The 21,261-nt window shown below is 62.3% G+C and carries 19 protein-coding genes; 1 reads left to right on the forward strand and 18 read right to left on the reverse strand.

The genetic code is table 11. The features are described from left to right. Positions 1-218: 218 nt before the first annotated feature. The 9 genes from pnp to rimP all read right to left on the reverse strand — a co-directional run bounded on the left by pnp (position 219) and on the right by rimP (position 11,299). Positions 219-2,366, reverse strand: coding sequence for a polyribonucleotide nucleotidyltransferase (gene pnp, locus ACX3P1_RS16215; protein WP_459080620.1), 2,148 nt, complete (start codon positions 2,364-2,366; stop codon positions 219-221). Between the two features lie 267 nt (positions 2,367-2,633). Then, positions 2,634-2,903 carry a 30S ribosomal protein S15 gene (rpsO, locus tag ACX3P1_RS16220; protein WP_459080621.1) on the reverse strand — a complete coding sequence of 90 codons (270 nt, stop codon included), beginning with the start codon at positions 2,901-2,903 and terminating at the stop codon, positions 2,634-2,636. A 149-nt stretch (positions 2,904-3,052) separates the two neighbouring features. Next, positions 3,053-4,126, reverse strand: coding sequence for a magnesium/cobalt transporter CorA (gene corA, locus ACX3P1_RS16225; protein WP_459080622.1), 1,074 nt, complete (start codon positions 4,124-4,126; stop codon positions 3,053-3,055). Between the two features lie 71 nt (positions 4,127-4,197). Beyond that, a complete protein-coding gene (truB, locus tag ACX3P1_RS16230; protein ID WP_459080623.1) occupies positions 4,198-5,193 on the reverse strand; it encodes a tRNA pseudouridine(55) synthase TruB in 996 nt (331 codons plus the stop codon). Next, positions 5,193-5,603: a 30S ribosome-binding factor RbfA gene (gene rbfA / locus ACX3P1_RS16235; RefSeq protein ID WP_459080624.1), complete on the reverse strand. Its 411-nt coding sequence runs from the start codon at positions 5,601-5,603 to the stop codon at positions 5,193-5,195. The genes truB and rbfA overlap by 1 nt, the downstream gene beginning before the upstream one ends. A gap of 111 nt (positions 5,604-5,714) precedes the next feature. Further along, the gene (infB, locus tag ACX3P1_RS16240) at positions 5,715-8,288 is read right to left on the reverse strand and encodes a translation initiation factor IF-2 (RefSeq protein ID WP_459080625.1); all 2,574 of its coding nucleotides are present in this window, start codon (positions 8,286-8,288) and stop codon (positions 5,715-5,717) included. Beyond that, on the reverse strand, positions 8,285-8,935 hold the full coding sequence (locus tag ACX3P1_RS16245) for an RNA-binding protein (RefSeq protein ID WP_459080626.1): 651 nt from the start codon (positions 8,933-8,935) through the stop codon (positions 8,285-8,287). The genes infB and ACX3P1_RS16245 overlap by 4 nt, the downstream gene beginning before the upstream one ends. Before the next feature lie 38 nt (positions 8,936-8,973). Beyond that, positions 8,974-10,569, reverse strand: a complete 1,596-nt coding sequence (gene nusA, locus ACX3P1_RS16250; RefSeq protein WP_459080627.1) for a transcription termination factor NusA — start codon at positions 10,567-10,569, stop codon at positions 8,974-8,976. A 55-nt stretch (positions 10,570-10,624) separates the two neighbouring features. Continuing rightward, on the reverse strand, positions 10,625-11,299 hold the full coding sequence (gene rimP, locus ACX3P1_RS16255; RefSeq protein ID WP_459080651.1) for a ribosome maturation factor RimP: 675 nt from the start codon (positions 11,297-11,299) through the stop codon (positions 10,625-10,627). A gap of 302 nt (positions 11,300-11,601) precedes the next feature. On the opposite strand from rimP, the gene ACX3P1_RS16260 reads away from it, so the two are divergent. Beyond that, positions 11,602-11,766, forward strand: a complete 165-nt coding sequence (locus ACX3P1_RS16260) for a hypothetical protein (protein ID WP_459080628.1) — start codon at positions 11,602-11,604, stop codon at positions 11,764-11,766. Positions 11,767-11,895: 129 nt separating this feature from the next. Here ACX3P1_RS16260 and ACX3P1_RS16265 read toward each other — a convergent pair whose 3' ends face one another. The 9 genes from ACX3P1_RS16265 to ybeY all read right to left on the reverse strand — a co-directional run bounded on the left by ACX3P1_RS16265 (position 11,896) and on the right by ybeY (position 21,250). Further along, positions 11,896-13,413, reverse strand: coding sequence for a tripartite tricarboxylate transporter permease (locus tag ACX3P1_RS16265; protein ID WP_459080629.1), 1,518 nt, complete (start codon positions 13,411-13,413; stop codon positions 11,896-11,898). Positions 13,414-13,433: 20 nt separating this feature from the next. Beyond that, positions 13,434-13,937 carry a tripartite tricarboxylate transporter TctB family protein gene (locus ACX3P1_RS16270; RefSeq protein ID WP_459080630.1) on the reverse strand — a complete coding sequence of 168 codons (504 nt, stop codon included), beginning with the start codon at positions 13,935-13,937 and terminating at the stop codon, positions 13,434-13,436. Beyond that, positions 13,934-14,881, reverse strand: coding sequence for a Bug family tripartite tricarboxylate transporter substrate binding protein (locus tag ACX3P1_RS16275; RefSeq protein ID WP_459080631.1), 948 nt, complete (start codon positions 14,879-14,881; stop codon positions 13,934-13,936). The genes ACX3P1_RS16270 and ACX3P1_RS16275 overlap by 4 nt, the downstream gene beginning before the upstream one ends. A gap of 161 nt (positions 14,882-15,042) precedes the next feature. Next, positions 15,043-15,744: a tRNA (guanine(46)-N(7))-methyltransferase TrmB gene (trmB, locus tag ACX3P1_RS16280; protein ID WP_459080632.1), complete on the reverse strand. Its 702-nt coding sequence runs from the start codon at positions 15,742-15,744 to the stop codon at positions 15,043-15,045. Between the two features lie 12 nt (positions 15,745-15,756). After that, positions 15,757-17,022 carry a methionine adenosyltransferase gene (gene metK / locus ACX3P1_RS16285; RefSeq protein ID WP_459080633.1) on the reverse strand — a complete coding sequence of 422 codons (1,266 nt, stop codon included), beginning with the start codon at positions 17,020-17,022 and terminating at the stop codon, positions 15,757-15,759. A gap of 337 nt (positions 17,023-17,359) precedes the next feature. Next, positions 17,360-17,779 (reverse strand): helix-turn-helix domain-containing protein, encoded by a 420-nt coding sequence (locus tag ACX3P1_RS16290; RefSeq protein ID WP_459080652.1) that lies wholly within the window; start codon positions 17,777-17,779, stop codon positions 17,360-17,362. Positions 17,780-17,908: 129 nt separating this feature from the next. Next, complete coding sequence (lnt, locus tag ACX3P1_RS16295) at positions 17,909-19,501, reverse strand: apolipoprotein N-acyltransferase (RefSeq protein ID WP_459080634.1); 1,593 nt, start codon at positions 19,499-19,501, stop codon at positions 17,909-17,911. A gap of 149 nt (positions 19,502-19,650) precedes the next feature. After that, positions 19,651-20,724, reverse strand: coding sequence for a hemolysin family protein (locus ACX3P1_RS16300; protein WP_459080635.1), 1,074 nt, complete (start codon positions 20,722-20,724; stop codon positions 19,651-19,653). A 28-nt stretch (positions 20,725-20,752) separates the two neighbouring features. Continuing rightward, a complete protein-coding gene (gene ybeY, locus ACX3P1_RS16305; RefSeq protein ID WP_459080653.1) occupies positions 20,753-21,250 on the reverse strand; it encodes an rRNA maturation RNase YbeY in 498 nt (165 codons plus the stop codon). Between the last annotated feature and the right edge of the window lie 11 nt (positions 21,251-21,261).

The raw sequence follows: 21,261 nt of genomic DNA on the forward strand, positions 1-21,261 counted from the left end.
CCCCACAAGGAGGGAGATCAGCCGGCCGCGATGGACCCACCCGTTCTGCGACGTCGTGAATTGGCGAACACGCTGAGGTGAATGATCTCCCCCTTGTGGGGGAGATGTCCGGCAGGAAAGAGAGGGGCAACGTAGAGTGTCATCTCATCAAAACTGGCGATAAAACGAAAACGGGCGCGCCATGATGGCACGCCCGTTTGATCGCTAAATCAGCCCAATCAGGCGGCGTCTTCTTCGCCTTCAGGCTTCTTTTCCTTGGCCAGTTCCTTGCCGGTGGCCTGGTCGACGACCTTCATCGACAGGCGAACCTTGCCGCGCTCGTCGAAGCCCATCAGCTTGACCCAGACCTTGTCGCCTTCCTTGACCACGTCCGACGTCTTGGCGACGCGGTCGTTGGCAAGCTGCGAGATGTGGACCAGGCCGTCCTTGGGGCCGAAGAAGTTGACGAAAGCGCCGAAGTCGGCGGTCTTGACGACCGTGCCTTCGTAGATTTCACCGACTTCCGGCTCGGCAACGATGGTGTGGATCCACTTCTTCGCCGCCTCGATCTCCTTGGCATTGGAAGAAGCGATCTTGACCGTGCCGTCGTCCTCGATGTTGATCTTGGCGCCGGTTTTTTCCACGATCTCGCGGATGACCTTGCCGCCCGAACCGATCACGTCACGGATCTTGTCGGTCGGGATGTGCATGACCTCGATGCGCGGAGCGAATTCGCCGAGTTCGGCGCGCGCGCCGGTCAGCGCATTGGCCATCTCGCCCAGGATGTGCAAACGACCGTCCTTGGCCTGGCCGAGAGCGATCTTCATGATCTCCTCGGTGATGCCGTCGATCTTGATGTCCATCTGCAGCGAGGTGATGCCGCCTTCGGTGCCGGCGACCTTGAAGTCCATGTCGCCGAGGTGATCCTCGTCACCGAGGATGTCGGAGAGAACCGCGAAGCGCTCGCCTTCCTTGATAAGGCCCATGGCAATGCCCGCAACCGGCTTTGCCAGCGGAACGCCGGCATCCATCAGCGCCAGCGAGGTGCCGCAGACGGTGGCCATCGAGGACGAACCGTTGGATTCGGTGATCTCCGAGACGACGCGCAGCGTGTAGGGGAACTGGTCGGCGGTCGGCAGCATCGGACGAATGGCGCGCCAGGCAAGCTTGCCATGGCCGATTTCGCGGCGGCCTGGCGAACCCATGCGGCCGGTTTCACCAACCGAATAGGGCGGGAAGTTGTAATGGAGAAGGAACTTCTCCTTGTACATGCCGGTCAGGCTATCGACATACTGCTCGTCCTCGCCGGTGCCCAGCGTGGCAACGACCAGCGCCTGGGTTTCGCCGCGTGTGAACAGCGCCGAACCGTGGGTGCGCGGCAGGACGCCGACTTCCGAGACGATCTTGCGGACCGTCGAGAGGTCGCGGCCGTCGATGCGCGAACCGGTGTCGAGGATGTTCCAGCGCACGACCTTGGCCTGGAGTTCCTTGAACACGGAACCGATCTGCTCGGACGTGTATTTTGCGTCTTCGCCTTCGGCCGGTGCAAACGCTGCCTTGACCTTGGCCTTGACGGCATCGACCGCGGCATAACGCTGCTGCTTGTCGACGTTCTTGTAGGCTACGCTGAGTTCGTCGCCGACGATCTTCAGCATCTCGGCTTCAAGGGCGGAATTGTCCGGCGCGGTGAAGTCGCGCGGTTCCTTGGCGGCAGCCTCGGCCAGCTTGATGATCGCGTCGATCACCGGCTGGAAGCCCTTCTGGCCGAACATGACAGCGCCGAGCATCAGCTCTTCGCCGAGTTCCTTGGCTTCCGACTCGACCATCAGCACGGCGTCGGTGGTGCCGGCGACGATCAGGTCGAGCTTGGATTCCTGCATCTCGTCGACATGCGGGTTCAGCACGTATTCGCCGTTGATGTAGCCGACGCGCGCGCCGCCGATCGGGCCCATGAAGGGCACGCCGGAAAGCGTCAGCGCAGCCGAAGTGGCGACGATGGCGAGAATGTCCGGATCGTTTTCGAGATCATGCTGGACGACGGTGACGACCACCTGGGTATCGTTCTTGTAGCCGGCGGCGAACAGCGGACGGATCGGGCGGTCGATGAGACGCGAAACCAGCGTTTCCTTCTCGCTCGGACGGCCTTCGCGCTTGAAATAGCCGCCCGGGATCTTGCCGGCGGCGTAGGTCTTTTCCTGGTAGTTGACGGTAAGCGGGAAGAAATCGAGGCCCGGCTTCGGCTCTTTCATCGAGACGACGGTGGCCAGAACCTTGGTCTCGCCGTAGGTCGCGAGCACAGCGCCATCGGCCTGGCGGGCGATCTTGCCGGTTTCAAGGGTAAGCGGACGCCCACCCCATTCGATTTCCACTTTGTGGTAATTGAACATTTCTTGTCCTTCATATGGGAAAAGGCCGCGCTCTTTGATTGTGCGCGGGTGTTCTTTTCCTGGCTTCCTTGCGGACCAGCCACGGGCAAGACAACGGGAAGCTCCGGTAAATGCGGCCCTGGTGCCGCGCGAGCGTCCTGCAATCCTGCCCCATGACCGTCCATGGCAGTCCCGAGCGGCCCTGTGCCGTCTCGAAACCGGGTTGGGCCGACCAGATGGCCTGCCCGAATGCGCGACCGGCGGGCGTAGAGCCCGCCGGTCAATTAGTCAGCGGCGCAGACCGAGCTTCTCGATCAACGTCTGGTAGCGCGCGCTGTCCTTGCGATTGAGATAATCGAGCAGGCTGCGGCGCTGGGAGACGAGAGCCAAAAGGCCACGGCGGGAATGGTTATCCTTCTTGTGGTCCTTGAAATGGTCCGTCAGGTTCTTGATGCGCTCGGAAAGGATGGCAACCTGGACTTCCGGAGAACCGGTATCGCCCTTGGCCGTGGCGAATTCGCCCATCAATTCCTGTTTGCGTTCGGCAGTAATCGACATCGTACTTTTCCTTTATGTTTGAGGAAACGAGGCGCCCACAGCCGGGATGTCGTCCAGCAGGGGTCAATGAAACAAAGCGACATGGCGCGATGTTGCGGCGCATATAGTCCAGTTTGACCGGAAAAGCCAGCGGCATTTGAAAAGCGGCGTTACAGCCACTTTTTCCACTTGAAGAAGCCGATGAGACCGGCAGCCACGGCCGCCATGAACAGCAGCGCCGACGGATAACCGTAATAGGCGCGCAGTTCCGGCATGTTCCAGGGCGATGTGTCGGGGTCGAAATTCATGCCCCATACGCCGACGAGAAAGGTCAGCGGCATGAAGATCACGGACACGATGGTCAGGTAGCTGATGATGTCGTTGGTGCGCGCCTGGGACAGCGACAGGTGCATTTCCATCAGGCCCGTCACCGTATCGCGCTGCGTCTCGACCAGTTCGATCAGGCGCATCGAGTGGTCGAGCGTATCGTTCAGGAAAATTTTCGTGTCGGCACTCACGCAGGGCGCCTCGCTGCGGATCAAGGCGGCAAGCGCGTCGCGCAGCGGCCACAACGTCCCCTTCAGGACGTTGGTGCCGCGCCGCAACTCGTGCAGCTTGCGCATTTGCTGCTTTTGCGGCGCATTCATCATCTGGTCCTCGATACCGTCGATGAACTCGCTGGCCGCCTCGACCGGCGGGAAATAGCTGTCGACGATGGCGTCGATCAGCGCATAAGCCAGATAGTCCGAGCCGCGCGAGCGCAGCCGATTGGGCATCGGGCTTTCAATGCGCTTGCGCACGGGGTCGAACGGATCGCCTTTCCGCTCCTGAAAGGTGACGACGAATTTCTCGCCGAAGAACACGGCAATCTGCTCGTAGCGATGCGCGGCGACATCGTCGATCATCGAGAGCACGACAAAGGCATGATCCTCGAAGAAGTCGGTCTTGGGCCGCTGGCCGGTATTGACCACGTCTTCCAGGGCGAGCGGATGGAGATTGAAGATGCGGCCGATCTCGCTGATCAGCTCGATGCTGCCAAGCCCGACGCAGTCCAGCCACAAGGTGTGCTGCTTGTCGCAATGAGCCGCGACATCGGCAATGCTGGCATTGTCGATGGTCTTGCATTTCTCGGGCGAAATCAGCGTCAGCCGAAGCTCGCTGCGGCTGGCAGTCGGGTCGGCGATGAGCGTTCCGGGCGATGCGCCCACCGGTGTCCGCCGCTTCTTCACCTTGGTACGCTTCATGGTCATGGCCGCCCTTGCGATGGTTCCTATGGGCGTCGACCATCGCCGGTGTCAAGAGACGCGTCGGGGTTTCAGCCGCCGAAGACGCGCTTGGGCTTGAACATGCCCTGCTCGATCGCGCCGATGGCGACCAGCCGGCCGCGCACCGTGGCGCAAGCCTCCTCGGCCTCGACGGGTGCATCGCGGCCGCGGATGACGACCGGATTGCCCAGCCTGATCTTGGTCGCGGCATCGTCGCTGACGGCCACCTGCGGCAGGCAATCGAGGGCTGCGACCGTGTCGACCAGAAGCGCGTCGATGTCGTCGAAACGATCCGGCAGACGAGCAGGCTCCACTTCGGCCACGTCTTCACCCGTCGCCTCAGCCAGCGGCACGTCCTTGGGCTGGTCGCCGAAGCGGGCAGCCTCCAACTGGGCAATCGTGACGAAATCGTCCGCCGTGAAAGGGTCGACCTCCATGCGGCGCAGATCGGCGATGTGGCCGAAACAACCGAGGTCGCGGCCCATGTCGCGGGCCAGGGAGCGCACATAGGTGCCCTTGCCGCATTCGGTCTCGAAAATCGTGCTGTCGGCACCGTGCTCGATGATTTCGAGCCGGCCGATTTCAACCTCGCGTGCCGGAATCTCCACCGCAGCCCCGCTGCGGGCCAGATCGTAAGCGCGCTCGCCGGCAATCTTGATTGCCGAAAACTGCGGCGGTATCTGCATGATGACGCCGGTGTATTTTGGCAAAAGCGCCGCCACTTCCGCTTCCGATGGGCGCTTTTCGGAACTCTTCGTCACCGGCCCTTCCAGATCGTCGGTGGAGTGTTCCTGCCCCCATGCCACGGTAAAGCGGTAAATCTTGGCGCCGTCCTGCACATAAGGCACCGTCTTGGTCGCGTCTCCCAGCGCGATCGGCAGCATGCCGGACGCCAGCGGGTCCAGCGTGCCGGCATGGCCCGCCTTTTCAGCCTGGAACAGCCACTTCACCTTGGAGACGGCATCCGTCGAACCCATGCCGACGGGCTTGTCCAGCACCACCCAGCCGGAAATCGGCCGGCCCTTCTTCTTACCGCGACGCGCCACTATTTCTCATCCTTGTCGTCTTCATCGCGGTCGAGATCGCGCGCCACTTCAGGCGAATGCAAAAGCTGGTTGATCTTCTGGAAATTGTCGAAACTCGTATCCAGCCGAAAGCGGAACTCCGGCATGTATTTCATCTGCCTGAGCGCCGACGAAACCCGCCCGCGCACGAATTTCGCATGCTTGTTGAGCGCCTCGATGACCGCATCGGCGTCTTTGGCGCCAAGCGGCGAAACGAAGGCGGTGGCAATCTTCAAATCGGGCGACATGCGCACCTCGGATACGGAGATGACCGTCGTTTCGATCAGCGGATCGAGAATGTCGCCGCGCTGCAGCATCTCGGACAGGGCATGACGCACCTGTTCGCCGACGCGAAGCATGCGCTGGGATGGGCCTTTTGCGGAATGGAGCATTTTTCTCTGGTCCTGGAGACACGCGTGGCGGGATGGGACCGCGACAGGTGCTCAAAATGGTGGGAAGGCGGCACTTGCCGCCCTCCCTCATGGTCGTTGCGTGCGGAGCCCTTAAAGCGTCCGCGTCACCATCTCGACACGGAAGCACTCGATGACGTCGCCGGCACGCATGTCCTCGTAGTTCTGGAAGGCCATGCCGCATTCCTGGCCGCCCGGCACTTCGGCCACTTCGTCCTTGAAGCGCTTGAGCGTCTTGAGCGTGCCTTCGTGGATCACGACGTCGTCGCGGATGAGGCGTACGCCCGCACCACGTTCGACCTTGCCTTCGGTGACACGGCAGCCGGCGATCTTGCCGACCTTGGTGATGTCGAAGATTTCGAGAATTTCGGCATTGCCGATGAAGGTCTCGCGACGCTCCGGCGACAGCAGGCCCGACATCGCTGCCTTCACATCATCCACGAGGTCGTAGATGACGTTGTAGTAGCGAATTTCGATGCCGGCAGCCACTGCGGCGACGCGTGCCTGCGGATTGGCGCGCACGTTGAAGCCGATCATGGCAGCACCGGACGTCTCGGCCAGCGAAACGTCGCTTTCGGTGATGCCGCCGGCGCCCGCATGGACGATACGCGCCCGCACTTCGTCGGTGCCCAATTTGTCGAGCGCCGCAACGATGGCTTCGATCGAGCCCTGCACGTCGCCCTTGATGAGCAGCGGGAACTCCTTGTACCCGGTGTTCTGCAACTGCGACATCATCTGCTCGAGCGAACCACGCTGGCCGGCATTGCGGGCAACCGCCTTGTCGTGCGCCAGACGCTGGCGGTACTCGGTGATTTCGCGGGCACGGGCCTCGTTGTTGACCACGGCGAAGCGATCGCCGGCCAGCGGCGTGCCCTGCAGGCCAAGCACCTCGACCGGCATGGAAGGCAGGGCTTCCTTGATCTGCGCGCCACGGTCGGTAACCAGCGCGCGCACCCTGCCCCATTCGTTGCCGGCGACGAGAATATCGCCGGGCATCAGCGTACCGGTCTGCACCAGCACCGTGGCGACGGGACCGCGCCCCTTGTCGAGCTGCGCCTCGATGACCACGCCTTCGGCGGTGCGGTCCGGATTGGCCTTGAGGTCGAGGATTTCGGACTGCAGCAGGATCGCTTCGAGCAGTTTGTCGATGTTGGTGCCGTTCTTGGCCGACACTTCGACATCCAGCACTTCGCCGCCCATCGATTCCACGAACACCTCGTGGCGCAGCAGTTCCGAGCGGACCTTCTGCGCATCGGCATCGTGCTTGTCGATCTTGTTGATCGCCACGATGATCGGCACGCCGGCGGCCTTGGCATGGCTGATCGACTCAATCGTCTGCGGCATGACGCTATCGTCGGCCGCCACCACCAGAATGGCGATGTCGGTGGCCTGCGCGCCACGCGCACGCATCGCCGTAAAGGCGGCGTGGCCGGGCGTGTCGATGAAGGTGATCTTCTGGCCGTTCTTCTCGACCTGATAGGCCCCGATATGCTGGGTGATGCCACCGGCTTCGGTCGTCTGCACATGCGCGTTGCGGATGGCGTCGAGCAGCGACGTCTTGCCGTGGTCGACGTGACCCATGATCGTCACCACCGGCGGGCGGCTGACCAGGTCTTCCTCGTTATCGGCGATGTTGAACAGGCCTTCCTCGATGTCGGACTCGGCAACGCGACGGACCGTGTGGCCGAATTCGGTGGCGACCAGTTCGGCCGTGTCGGCGTCGATGACGTCGCCCGGCTTCAGGATCTGGCCCTGTTTCATGAAGTACTTGACCACGTCGACGGAGCGCTCGGACATGCGCTGCGCCAACTCCTGGATGGTGATGGTTTCGGGCAAGATCACTTCGCGCATTACCTTCTCGCGCGGCTCATTATGCATCGCGCGCTTGAATTTCTCCTGGCGCCGGCGCATCGACGAAAGCGAACGCGCACGCGCCTCTTCACCGGCAAGCGCCGTGTTGAGGGTCAGCTTGCCACGGCGGCGATCTTCCTCGCTCTTGGTCGGCTTGGCCGGGCGCGCCACTTCGGGCGTGACCAGGCGGCGAACCGGCGCGCCGGCTACGGCGCCGACGCGTTTCGGCTTGACCTCTTCGTCGTCGGCCGCAACCATGTCGGCAGCCTGCGGGGCGCGGCGGCGGGCTTCTTCCTCGGCGCGACGGCGCGATTCGGCCTCGGCCTGGAGGCGAGACTCTTCTTCGGCCTGACGGCGAGCGGATTCGTCGCGCTCGCGCTTGCGGCGCTCGTCTTCCTCGGCACGGCGCTTGCCGTCCTCGATGGCGCGCTGGCGATCCTCGATGTCGCGGGCTTGCGAGCCTTCAAGAGCGCGGCGGCGCGCTTCCATTTCGCTGCGCGACAGTTCGTTCAGCACCACGCCGCCACGGTCGACCGGCGGGGGGGGAGGCGTCACGACCTTGGGCGCTTCCACAACGACGGGAGCGGCAACGGGAGCCTGTGGCTTCGGCGCGAAGACGGAAGCGGGCGCGGCCACCGGTTCCGGCTTGTCGCCGGGCATCGAGAACTTGCGCTTCTTGGTCTCAACCACGACCTGCTTGGTGCGGCCATGCGAAAAGCTCTGGCGCACGACGCCCTGCTCCACGCCCGGACGCTTCAGGGTCAAGGTCTTCTTGACGCTCAGTGTCTTGTCGTCGCCCGATTTGGTATCGCTCATTCCATATCCTCTGCGGCGCCATCTTCGTCAGCAACGGCCGCAAGCATTGCCAGATCATCCGGGGTTCCGCCCCTGTATCGGTCGAGCGCAACCATGCGCTTCAGGACCGCCTTGCCCGCGTCGCCCGCGAGAACGGCAGCATGTATCACATTTGTGCCCCCAAATGCCAAACTCAAATCGGCCTCGGAGAAAAGTTTGTAGGCAAGGACGGAAGGTCCGTCCAGATGCACTGTCGCCCGCCGTGCCTGGCTGATCTTGCGCACGCCGTCTTCCGAAGCTTCCGTGGCATGCAACACGAAAAGCGCCAGGCCGGAGCGCACCGCACTTTCAACCTTGGTCGCGCCAAGCCCGATGGCACCCGCCTTGCGGGCCATGCCAAGCATGCCCAGCGCGGATTTGGCGAGCAACCCGTCGACCATGAGGCCTAGTTCGGCAGGCACGGTCACCTGCGCCTTGAAAGCGCGCGCGAACAAGTTCTTCGCCGCCGCCTTGTCCATATGTAGGCGGTCGGCGGTCACCCAGCAACCACGGCCGGGCAGACTTCTCTTGATATCCGGGACGACGACCGAATCCGGGCCGACGACGAAGCGGATCAGATCATCCGGTTCGGCCTGCTTGCGGGTAACGATGCAGGTGCGATCGTTCATTTCTGCGGAAAGCGGGTTGTGTGCGATGCGGTTTCACCTCACGCACCGACGGCTTCGTCGGCGGCTTCCTCATCCACCACAAGCTCGTCCTCGGTGATCCAGCCCGCCTTCAGGCGGGCGGCCAGAACCATCTGCTCGGCGTCCGCGCGCGACACGCCATGGTTGGCGAGCACACCCGGAAACACCTTGGTTTCGCCGTCCTTGCGTTCCTTCCAGCCGGTCAGGTCGTCGGCGGCGTAGCCGGCGAAATCCTCGATGGTCTTCACGCCATCCTCGCCAAGCGTCACCATCATGGCGGTGGTCACGCCCGGAATCTCGCGAAGCTCGTCGGCGACGCCCAGCGCCTTGCGCTTTTCATCGTGCTCGGTTTCGATCTTCTCCAGATATTCGCGCGCGCGCTGCTGGATTTCGGAAGCCGTGTCCTCGTCGAAACCGTCGATGGTGGCGATCTCTTCCGCCTCCACATAGGCGACTTCCTCAACGCTGGTGAAGCCTTCGGAAGCCAGCACCTGGCCGACCATCTCGTCCACGTCCAGCGCATCCATAAACAGAGCGGAGCGCTCGACGAATTCCTTCTGGCGGCGTTCGCTTTCTTCCTGCTCGGTCAGGATATCGATATCCCAGCCGGTCAATTGCGAGGCAAGACGCACGTTCTGGCCACGGCGGCCGATGGCCAGCGAAAGCTGGTCGTCCGGCACCACGACTTCGATGCGCTCGGCATCCTCGTCCAGCACCACCTTGGCGACTTCCGCCGGCTGCAGCGCGTTGACGATGAAGGAAGCGGCCGAAGGCGACCACGGAATGATGTCGATCTTCTCGCCCTGCAGTTCGCCAACCACGGCCTGGACGCGCGAACCGCGCATACCGACGCAGGCGCCGACCGGATCGATGGACGAATCGCGGGAAATCACGGCGATCTTGGCGCGCGAGCCCGGATCGCGGGCGACCGACTTGATCTCGATGATGCCGTCGTAGATTTCCGGCACTTCCATGGTGAAGAGCTTGGCCATGAACTGCGGATGCGTGCGGCTCAGGAATATCTGCGGACCGCGCTGCTCGCGGCGCACGTCGTAGACATAGGCGCGAACCCGGTCGCCATATTTGTAGTTTTCGCGGGGAATGAGTTCGTCGCGGCGGATGATCGCCTCGCCCCGGCCCAGATCGACAATGACGTTGCCGTATTCGACGCGCTTGACCGTGCCGTTGATGATCTCGCCGATGCGGTCCTTGTATTCGTCATACTGGCGGTCGCGTTCGGCCTCGCGCACTTTCTGGACGATAACCTGCTTCGCGGACTGGGCGGCGATGCGGCCGAAATCCATCGGCGGCAACTGCTCGGCGATGAAGTCGCCAAGCTGGGCGTCGGGGTTGCGCTCGCGGGCGGTGGAAAGCGCGATCTGGGTGGCGTAGTCGTCCACCTTCTCGACCACTTCCATCAGCCGCTGCAACTTCATCTCGCCGGTATTCGGGTTGATGTCGGCGCGGATGTTCGTCTCCTGGCCGTAACGCGAGCGCGCCGCCTTCTGGATGGCGTCGGCCATCGCATCGAGGACGATCTGCTTGTCGATCGACTTTTCACGCGCGACCGCATCGGCGATCTGCAGCAGTTCAAGCCTGTTGGCGCTTACAACCATCTTTTTTCTCCCGAGCCTGTTACCGGGCCTTGGCGCCCGGCTGCTCAATCACGGTTCAAAGTTCGTTTTCGTCGCGAGCCACGTTATCGGGGGCCACGTTATCGGGCGTCACGTCATCAAGCGCCGCGTCATCGGGCGAATCGTCCGGCTCGCCGCGGCGCTTCTTCGCTTCCTTGCGCGCCCTGTTGTCTTGCGACAAGGCGTCACGGATGAGGTCGTCGGTCAGGATCAGCCGCGCCTCGGCGATCGCGTCGTAGGGAACGCGCACCATCGGATCTTCGCCATCGGCCGGCTTTTCGTTGCGGATAACGACGCTTTCGGCATCGGCCTGCTCGATCTTGCCCTTGAAGCGCTTCCTGCTGGTGACGAGGACCGAAGTCTCCATCTTCACCAGATGGCCGGTCCAAGTCGAAAAATCCGACTTGCGCACCAGCGGGCGGTCGATGCCCGGCGACGATATTTCGAGGTGATAGGCCTTCTCGATCGGGTCGTCGACGTCGAGCGCCGGCGACACCGCGCGGCTGACCTCTTCGCAATCCTCGACCGTCATGGTGCCGTCTTCGCGTTCGGCCATGACCTGCAGCGTCCCGCCGTTCTGGGCCGAAAGCTGCACCCGCACGAGGCGAAAGCCGATGGCGCGCAGCACCGGCTGGATGATCGCCGCAACCCGCGCTTCGATGCCGCTTTCGCGGACGATGCGGTCGTCGCCGATGTCGTCGCCTGCCGTCACTATCATCTAGTTCCTTTTTCGGTCACGCATGACCGGATGCCGCTATCGGCTTTTCGATTCCGCACTCCAGGTAACAAAAAAGAGCGGGACCGGTTGGACCCACTCTTCGTCATGCCGACCAAGAATTTGACTGGAAGATAGACCGCCTTTCCGGAAATTTCAAGCCCCGCCTTGCCCCAAGGGCGACCCATACCGGAAAGGCATGGCTTCCATGCACGAAGGCCCCTCGTATCGGCCAAAGGAACGCCCATATATGTTGCAGCGCACAATTAGCGCGAGAATTGAGACAAAGGGGTATACCCATGATCAGTAGGATGAAGAATTCGTCGGTCGGTCGTCTGGTCGAATTGCTAGGCAGCGCAATCGTCGTTGCCGCCGCCGTCGAAGGAGGCCGCCGGCCGTTCGACCGCGACCTGCATGTGCTCGGCATCGACCCGCGCCAGTTCAACAAGATCCGGCACTTTTGAGCGCCGTGCGTCCGATCGGACGCACAAAGAACGCTCTAACACTTTGATGGAGCATCGGAATAATCCGAAAACCGGGACCACTTTTCGGTCCGATACTTTAAGCGCCGGCATGCATGGCAGACACGAAGCTCAGTCTTCGTCGCCTGCCAGTTGGGCCAGCACCTGGCCCTTGCCTCGCGCCCGCATGATCATCGGCACGACCACGGCGGCAATCGCCAGCGTCCACAGGCTGATCGCAATCCACGAATGGAATAGGACGGTCACGTCGCCCTGGCTGATGGCCATCGCGCGGCGCAATTGCTGCTCCGCCATCGGCCCGAGGATGAGCCCGATCACCACCGGGGCGATGGGGTAACCGAACCGGCGCAGGCCATAGCCGAGCAGGCCGCAGGCCAGCAGGATGCCGAGTTCGAACACCGACGGATTGGCGCCGATGGTGCCAAGCGTGGCAAAAACCAGAATGCCCGCATAAAGCCAGTGCTTGGGAATGGTGAGAAGCTTCACCCACAGGCCGATCAGCGGCAGGTTCAGCACCAAAAGCATGAAATTCGCGACCAGAAGGCTGGCGATCAGACCCCAGACAAGCTGGGAGTTATTGGTGAACAGCAGCGGTCCGGGCTGTAGCCCGAATTGCTGGAAGCCGGCCAGCATGATCGCGGCGGTCGCCGTCGTCGGCAGGCCCAGCGTCAAAAGCGGCACCAGCGTTCCAGCCGCCGAGGCATTGTTGGCGGCTTCAGGTCCGGCAACGCCCTCGATGGCGCCATGGCCGAATTCCTCCGGCTTTTTGGCCAATGCCTTTTCCGTCGAATAGGAAAGGAACGTGCCGATCTCGGCGCCGCCGGCCGGCATGGCGCCGATCGGGAACCCGATCGCCGTTCCGCGAAGCCATGGCTTCCACGACCGCGACCAGTCCTCGCGGCTCATCCACACGGAACCCTTGACGGATTCCACCTTGTCGTCGTCGCCGGACTTTGAGGCGGCAACGCTCAGCGTCTCGCCGATAGCGAACATCGCAACCGCAAGCGTCGTCACCTCGATGCCGTCGAGCAAATCGGGCACGCCGAACGCCAGCCGCGCCTGTCCGGTCTGAAGATCGATGCCGATCAAGCCCAGCGTAAGACCGAGAAACAGGGCCGTCAGGCCGCGCAATGCCGAATCGCCGAACGCCGCCGACACCGTCATGAAAGCCAGGATCATCAGCGCGAAATATTCCGCCGGCCCGAAGGACAGCGCCATCTTGACGATGGTCGGCGCGATCAGCGCAAGGCCGAGCGTGGCGATGAGGCCGGCAACGAAGGAGCCGATGGCGGCCGTTGCCAGAGCCGGGCCGCCCCTGCCCTTTCGGGCCATTTTATTGCCCTCCAGCGCGGTGACGATCGACGCGCTTTCGCCCGGCGTATTCAACAGGATCGACGTCGTGGAACCGCCATACATGCCGCCATAGTAGATGCCGGCGAACATGATCAGCGAGCCTGCCGGATCGAGCTTGTAGGTAACGGGCAGCAACAGCGCCACCGTCAGCGCCGGCCCGATGCCGGGAAGCACGCCGACCGCCGTGCCCAGCGTGACGCCGACCAGGGCATAGAACAGGTTCATCGGCTCAAGAGCGACCAGAAACCCGTGCGCGAGAAGAGTAAAGGTATCCATGCCGCGTTACCAGGCCCGTTTCAGGAGGTGATAAATGTTTCGAGCGGTCCGGCCGGCAGCGTCAATTGCAGGCCCTTGGCAAAGATGAACCAGACGACGAAAGACAGGACGATGCCGATGGGAAACGTCATCCACAACGGCCCGCGACCGAAGGCGCGCGCCGTTGCCGCGAAGAGGATGCCGGTGGCAATCGAAAATCCCGCCGCCTTGAGCAGCAGCATCTGGCCGACGAGACCGCCGACAATCATCAGAACCGGTGCAATCGCCTCCGGTTCACGCGCGGGAAAGCTGCCGCGCATCCCCGACACCACCGTGCAGATCGCCAGCACGAACAACACCGCGGCGATGACATAGGGGAATGTCGTGGGGCCGACGCGGGAATAAGCCCCGCCCGTCCCCATCAACGCCGTGCTCCAGACGATGACGACGGCGAGCAACGCCAGCCCGGCCGCGATGACAAGCACCGCCTTGTCCGGTGTGCCCGCCTTCGCCGGCGTGGGTTCTTCGCTGGGCGTCTGGCTCATTTTACGAGGCCGATGTCCTTTAGGATGGCCTCGGTCGAATCCGTATCGGCCTTGAGCTGCTTGGCGAAAGCATCGCCCGCGAGGTAGGTGTCGGCCCAACCCTTGTCAGCCAGGATCTTCTGCCAGGTCGCGGAGTGCACCATTTTTTCGATGTCCGCGCCGATAGCCGCCTTCTGCTCGTCCGTGATGCCGGGAGCAGCGGCCACCATGCGCCAGTTCTGGATGGAAACGTCGACACCGCCTTCCTTGAAGGTGGGAGCGTCGATACCTTCGATTTTCTCGTCGCTGGAAATGCCGATGAGGCGAAGCTGCCCGGCCTTGATCTGCGATTCGAACTCGCCATAGCCGGAAATGCCGACGGTCACCTGCCCGCCCAGAATGGCTGCGAGCGCTTCGCCGCCGCCCGAAAACGCGATGTAATTGACCTTGGTGGGATCGACGGAGGTAGCCTTGGCGATCAGGCCGGCCGTGATGTGATCGACGCCGCCGGCAGAGCCGCCGGCCCAAGACACCGCGCCCGGATCGGCCTTCAGTTTCTCGACCAGACCGGCCATGTCCTTGATGTCCGATGCGGTCGGAACGACAAGCACCTCATATTCGCCCGTCAGGCGGGCGATCGGCGTAACCTGGGCGAGGGTAACCGGCGATTTGTTGGTCAGGATCGCGCCGACCATGACATAGCCGCCGACAATAAGCTGCGAAGGATCGCCGGTTCCATTATTGACGAACTGCGCCAGGCCGATGGTGCCGCCGGCGCCGGGAATGTTGTTGACCTGTACGTTGGAGGAAATCTTTTCATCCTGCAGCGCCGTCTGCATCGCCCGTGCGGTCTGGTCCCAGCCGCCGCCGGGCGCCGCCGGCGCCATGATCTTGTAGTCGGCCGCCCAGGCGCTGGCACTGGCGAGAATGAAGGCCGCAGACAGAGCAAAAGTCAGTTTCTTCATGATGTTCCCCGTTTTTCAACTTTTTCGTTCAAAGGGCTAGCCAAAGGATCGGCCAAAGGATCGGCTTGTGCGCGGCGGCACCCTGACAGGACGGATAGACATACAAACTTTTACGCACGGGCCTTGTCAATACAATGTTGTCGCAATGCCCGCAGGCATGGTCACAGGCGCCGGAACGTCAGATAGGCAGGCCGGCGGCCCTCGCGCAGCGCCTTCGCCTCATAGCGCGTTCCGGGCCAGCCGGGATAAGGCTCGTGCCAATCCTCGCAGGCAGCCGCCTGCCACTCGAAAGCGCCGTTTTCCCGGCAATGCAGCAGCGTCCAGTTCACGTAGCTGTCGATATCGGAGGCAAACCGGAAACGGCCTCCCGGTTTCAGAACCCGCGCGAAACGGCCGAGATTGACGGGCGCGACGAACCGCCTCTTCCAGTGCTTCTTCTTGGTCCAGGGGTCTGGGTAAAGCAGGTCGATGCTGTCCAGCGAAGCCTGCGGCAGCCAGTCCAGCAATTGCGTGGCATCGTCGTCATGCACGCGCAGATTGGTAAGCGATTGCTTGCGGATAGCCATCATCATTTTGGCCATGCCGTTGACGAACGGTTCGACGCCGATGAAGCCGGATGACAGGTCGCTGCCCGCCTCATGCAGCAGGTGCTCGCCGCCGCCAAAGCCGATTTCGAGGCGGACAGTCGAGACCTCGGCTTCAAACAGCGTACGCAGGTCTGCGGGCGGCGGCGACGTCAGGTCGAGCCGGTAGGCGGCAAACCCGCGTTCAAGCGCTTCCGCCTGCTGCGGGCGGATGGTCTTGCCGCGCCGCCGGCCGAAGAACGCTTCGGTAGAACGGACCGGTCTGTCATGTTCGCTCATCTGCGGTCGCAATCAGGCTGCGACGGCGTCCTTGAGCGCCTTTACGAGATCGGTTTTTTCCCAGGAGAAAGAACCGTCGCGGCCCGCCTTGCGGCCAAAGTGACCATAGGACGACGTCTTGGCGTAAATGGGCTTATTGAGGTCGAGATGGCGGCGGATGCCGGACGGCGACAAATCCATCACCGTGCGCAGCACCTGTTCCAGCTTGCCTTCGTCGACATGGCCGGTGCCGTGCAGGTCGACATAGACCGACAGCGGCTGGGCGATGCCGATGGCATAGGAAAGCTGGATCGTGCACCGTTCGGCCAATTTCGCGGCGACCACGTTCTTGGCAAGATAGCGCGCCGCGTAGGCCGCCGAACGGTCTACCTTGGTGGTGTCCTTGCCGGAAAAAGCGCCGCCGCCATGGGGGGCCGCGCCGCCATAGGTGTCGACGATGATCTTGCGGCCGGTGAGGCCGGCATCGCCGTCGGGACCGCCGATGACGAACTTTCCGGTCGGGTTGATGTACCAGTTGCAGTCGGCGGCTATCGGCAGGTCGCCAAGCGCCTCGCGAATATAGGGTTCCACGACGCTGCGAACCTTCTTGGAGTCCCAGCTTGCATCGAGATGCTGAGTCGAAAGCACGATCTGCGTGGCTTCGGCAGCCTTGCCGTTCTCGTAGCGGACGGTCACCTGGCTCTTGGCGTCAGGACCCAGCTTGCCGGCATCGCCCTCGCCTGCGTGACGCGCGGCGGCCAGCAGTTCGAGGATCTTGTGGCTGTAATAGATCGGCGCCGGCATCAGGTCCGGCGTTTCGCGGCAGGCGTAGCCGAACATGATGCCCTGGTCGCCGGCACCCTCTTCTCCCTGCCGATCGGACGCGTTGTCGACGCCCTGCGCGATGTCGGCCGACTGGCCGTGCAACAGCACGTCGATCCTGACCGTCTTCCAGTGGAAGCCAGCCTGCTCGTAGCCAATCTCACGGATGGCCTTGCGCGCGGCGGATTTGAACTTCGCCGGGTTGATGACCGGAAAATCCTCGGCATCCACCAGAATGCCGCCCTGCTTGTCTTTCTTCAGCAGCGAATTGGGAACGCGCAGTTCACCGGCAATGACGACCCGGTTGGTGGTGGCCAGCGTTTCGCAGGCGACGCGCACGTCCCAGGGGTTCATGCCCGACTTTTTGGCCTCGCGGTAGACAAGGTCGACGATCTCGTCCGAGATGCGGTCACATACCTTGTCGGGGTGGCCTTCGGATACGGATTCCGAGGTAAAGAAATAGTTTTGACGGCGCACGGGTGTCCCCTCTTGAAAAGCAATCTGCAAAACTGCCGATTTCAGTGGTTTCCTGATTCAGACATTGACCTGAATGGTTTGCATCGGACGATGAAGACAGGCGACGCAAACGACAGGCGCGACACCTGTTATCGGTGCCTGTCCCGGCTCGTCAAGTGCATCCACGGCCATTCCGGCAGCCCCGAAACCGTAAGTAACCCGCAAGCAACCCGGCGTCGTGGGAAGAAAAATCAATTTCCGCCGTCAAAAGCGGAAAAAACACCTTGCCGGCCGCGGAATAGGGAACCCATGCAGGGCGACACCGACCGACCGGCCGCCAGTTGCCGGCAGGGGCAGGTCAGTCCGCGTCGTCTGCGGCGAGCGCCTTGACGAGGTCGACGATCCCCTTGCGCACTTTTTTATCGCTGATCTTGTAGAAGGCACGATTGAGTTGAAGCCCCTCGGGCGTCGAGCAGAATTCGACGGCGAAGGATGCTGAAGCATCCTCGGCGAAACCGCGATTGCCCGCAGCCTCCTGACCCGGCGCATCATCGAAGAAAAAGGAAACCGGCACGCCGATGATAGAAGCGATCGCCTGAAGCCGGCTGGCGCCGACGCGGTTGGTTCCCTTCTCGTATTTCTGGATCTGCTGAAAGGTGATGCCGAGGCTTTCGCCGAGCTTTTCCTGACTCATGCCGAGCATGTTGCGGCGAAGTCGGATGCGGCTGCCTACGTGAATATCGATAGGATTCGGCTGCTTCTTGTTTTCTTCTGCCATCTTTTCCTCGCCGAAATTTCTCGGCATTATTCTTTTCTATCCCGAAGAAACAGCCGGCTTCTCGTGTCACTCCGGCCCATGCGTAAGCGTCAGGCGAGCACACTATGCAATTCTAATATATATATCCTGTCAATTCACACGTCGCTTTTGCCTTACATTGAATAAGCCTGCCGCGATGAGCATCAGCAGCATTAGCGCAAACCCGTTAATACGCCGTTGGCCGGCCGAAACCACGCTCTGCCTGCCGACCGGCACCTTCACGTCGATCGCACCGCGAACGTTGATCGCCAACGCATCCACGATGCGCCCGCGCGAGTCGATCACGGCAGAAATGCCGTTATTGGCGGCTCGCAACAGGGGTAAGCCATTTTCTACCGCACGAACCTGCGCTTGCCCGAAATGTTGATAAGGGCCTGGTGTGTCCCCAAACCAGGCATCGTTTGTCAGGTTCACAATAACGTCGGCTGACGCTACGTCAACTGCCACCAGATCGGGAAAAATGACTTCGTAGCAAATGAACGGAACAGCGTTAATGCCACCGGGCAGTTTGATCGGGTGCCGTTCGGTGCCGGCCTCGAAATTCATCGGGCCCGCGACAAGCTGCTCTATGCCCAGGCGACGCAATAACCCAGAAAACGGCAGGTATTCGCCAAACGGAACCAGATGCACCTTGTCCACCGCATCGACGATTTCGCCGTGATCGTTGATGGCCACGACCGAGTTATAATAGCGGTTGTCGACCTCCGATGCGGCCGCACCCTCTTCTCGAACAATGCCGGCAACCAGCGTCTGGCCTTCGCCCAGCATGGTTCCGAGGGCTGCCAACGCATCGGGGCGTTGCGTAAAAAGAAAGGGAACGGATGTCTCCGGCCAAAGGATAAGCCGTGGCTTATCCTTACCCGCCTCCGGCGCCTTGGCCGACAGTTCCATCAGGCCGGAGAAAATGCGGTCCCGAACCGAGGCGTCCCATTTTTCCGCAAGATCGACATTGGGCTGGACAATGCGGACATTGAGGCTTTTCGCCGCCGCATCCATCGGACTGGTAAGCCGGAGATAACCAAAGGCCACATGCGCGCCGATCAGGACAACCAGAAGGGCGACGCCTGATCGAACATGCCGGCGCGCCGCCAGCAAGGCCGGCAACGAGAAGACGAAAACCGCCAGCACGTTCATGCCGTTCATGCCGACCACCGACACGCTCTGCATCAGCAAGGGAACCGGCATGGCCGCATAGCCGATGGCGTTCCACGGAAAACCGGTAAACAGAAAACCGCGCAGCCATTCGGCAAGACCGAAGCCGAAGGCCAGTGCCGCTATGCGGCCGATGTCGCTGCTCCAGAACAGGCGCGCGACCATGGTTGCGAAACCGTAGAAAAAGGCGAGTGCGAAGGGAATGCCGATAACGGCAAACGGCAAGGCCCAGGCGAAGCTGTCGGCCTCGACCAGCAGCGCTTCGCCGATCCACCACAGGCCGGCAAGGAAATAGCCGAAGCCGAACCACCAGCCGGTCGAAAAAGCCGGGCGCAGGCGCTTGAACCAGCCGTCGGACGCATCGCCGGTGGCGCCGTCCAGAAGCCAAACCAGGACCGGGAAGGAAACGAAACCAACGGCGAAGAAGTCGTAAGGCGCCTGCGCCAATACGGCCAGCGCACCGGCGAGGAACGCTGCCAGCGCGCGCCGCCATCCCCACAGCAGAATTATCCGACCGGCAAGGCGGTGCATCAGGGCTTCCACGTCATGCGAATCATGGCAGAAGATTTATCAGGCCGCGGCCTGCGCTCCAAATGGCGCGTCGCCCTAAATCTACCAGCGGCACTTGTGCGCGCTCTATCGGGTCGAACAGCAAATCCCCCGCCTTGGTCGGAAGGGTTTTACGCCTGTTCCGTACGTGCGGCGCGGCGGCGGCGTTCCGCCTTCCCGCTATGGACGATGCGAACGCGCTTTACCCGGCGCGGGTCGGCGTCGAGGACATGGAACTCGAAGCCCGGTATCGCCTGCACCACTTCGCCGCGCGCCGGTACGCGGCCCAGCGTGTTGAAGATCATGCCGCCGATCGTATCGACGGATTCGCCGTGCTCGCCAGCCGCGAACTCGTCGCCGATCATCTTGGTGACGTCGTCTATCTCCGCCTTGCCATCCACGATGAACACGCCGTCGCCGGCCTGGGTGATCATCGGCTCGTCGTCGTCGTGTTCGTCCTCGATATCGCCGACGACCATCTCGACGATGTCTTCCAGCGAGGCTAGGCCATCGGTGCCGCCATATTCGTCGATGACGAGCGCCATCTGCGTGCGCGCCGCCTGCATCCGGCCCATCAGGTCGGAAGCGAGCATCGACGGCGGCACGAACAGCACCGGCCGGATGAGCGTGAGTTCGTGGATCGAACGGGTGAGATCGACCCTGGCCAGGTCGAGGGCGGTAGGCGCCGGCGCCTTCTTCGTCGCCCTGCCCTTTTTGACGCGCGCGATCTTGGTGATATGGGCGAGAACGTCGCGGATGTGAACCATGCCGCGCGGATCGTCCAGCGTCTCGGAATAGACCGGCATGCGCGAGTGGCCGGACTGCTCGAACAGGCTCAGCAATTCGCCGAGCGTCGTATCGATCTCGACCGCCTCGATGTCGGCACGCGGCACCATGACGTCCTCGACGCGCACTTCGCGCAACCGCAGGATGTTGTTGAGCATGGCGCGCTCACCGGGCGAGAAGGCGCTTGCGTCGGTTGCCGTTTCCGCCAGTGCATCGGCGATTTCTTCGCGCAAGGAAGGGCCGTTGCGCGGCCTGAACAAGCCTGTGACACGCTGGAGAAGCGATGGACCGGCAGGCGCATGCTCCGCCGCACCTGCGGCCGCGGTGGTACTAGGCCCGGATTCGTCTTCCGATTTCTCGGAAGGCCTGATGCCAGTGCCTGCCTCGGGGCGGGCGGCAATCTCTACTTTTTCGTTCATTGTCGTCCGGTCAATTGCTGTTTTGGTGTTACGCGTAGGGATCGGGAATGGCAAGCCTTGCAAGCGCCGCGCGTTCCAGCGCCTCCATCTCCTCGGCTTCCATGTCGACTATGTGATCATGACCCAGCAGATGCAGCAGGCCATGAACCACGAGATGAGTGATGTGGTGCGCCAGCGGCTTGTTTTCCAGTTCGCTTTCACGCGCCACCGTTTCCCAAGCCAGAACTATATCGCCCAGCATGGGTGGCATCAGGCTGCCGCGCGAGGGTGGAAAAGCCGGAAAGGACAGGACGTTGGTCGGCTTGTCCTTGCCGCGCCAGCCGACATTGAGCGCCTGGACATGGGCATCGTCGGAAAAGACGAGGCTGAGTTCCGACGCGCCTTTTGTGCCGATCTCGGCAAGCGTTGCGGAAACGGCGCGTTCGACCATGCGCAGCAATTCCGCTTCGTCCGGCCATGCGCCGGCCTCCACGAAAAGGTCGATTTCGACCGGCAGCTTTCCTACCGGTTGATCGTCAGTCGAAATGGGTGTCAAGC

The sequence above is a fragment of the Mesorhizobium sp. A623 genome (assembly GCF_054489405.1).

Coding starts and splice junctions, on each gene's coding strand:
- infB (WP_459080625.1), bottom strand. CDS start 8,288: ATGAGCGATACCAAATCGGGCGACGACAAGACACTGAGCGTCAAGAAG.
- corA (WP_459080622.1), bottom strand. CDS start 4,126: ATGAAGCGTACCAAGGTGAAGAAGCGGCGGACACCGGTGGGCGCATCG.
- trmB (WP_459080632.1), bottom strand. CDS start 15,744: ATGAGCGAACATGACAGACCGGTCCGTTCTACCGAAGCGTTCTTCGGC.
- ACX3P1_RS16290 (WP_459080652.1), bottom strand. CDS start 17,779: ATGGCAGAAGAAAACAAGAAGCAGCCGAATCCTATCGATATTCACGTA.
- ACX3P1_RS16270 (WP_459080630.1), bottom strand. CDS start 13,937: ATGAGCCAGACGCCCAGCGAAGAACCCACGCCGGCGAAGGCGGGCACA.
- lnt (WP_459080634.1), bottom strand. CDS start 19,501: ATGCACCGCCTTGCCGGTCGGATAATTCTGCTGTGGGGATGGCGGCGC.
- ACX3P1_RS16245 (WP_459080626.1), bottom strand. CDS start 8,935: ATGAACGATCGCACCTGCATCGTTACCCGCAAGCAGGCCGAACCGGAT.
- rpsO (WP_459080621.1), bottom strand. CDS start 2,903: ATGTCGATTACTGCCGAACGCAAACAGGAATTGATGGGCGAATTCGCC.
- ACX3P1_RS16265 (WP_459080629.1), bottom strand. CDS start 13,413: ATGGATACCTTTACTCTTCTCGCGCACGGGTTTCTGGTCGCTCTTGAG.
- ACX3P1_RS16300 (WP_459080635.1), bottom strand. CDS start 20,724: ATGAACGAAAAAGTAGAGATTGCCGCCCGCCCCGAGGCAGGCACTGGC.
- rbfA (WP_459080624.1), bottom strand. CDS start 5,603: ATGCTCCATTCCGCAAAAGGCCCATCCCAGCGCATGCTTCGCGTCGGC.
- ACX3P1_RS16260 (WP_459080628.1), top strand. CDS start 11,602: ATGATCAGTAGGATGAAGAATTCGTCGGTCGGTCGTCTGGTCGAATTG.
- ACX3P1_RS16275 (WP_459080631.1), bottom strand. CDS start 14,881: ATGAAGAAACTGACTTTTGCTCTGTCTGCGGCCTTCATTCTCGCCAGT.
- nusA (WP_459080627.1), bottom strand. CDS start 10,569: ATGGTTGTAAGCGCCAACAGGCTTGAACTGCTGCAGATCGCCGATGCG.
- pnp (WP_459080620.1), bottom strand. CDS start 2,366: ATGTTCAATTACCACAAAGTGGAAATCGAATGGGGTGGGCGTCCGCTT.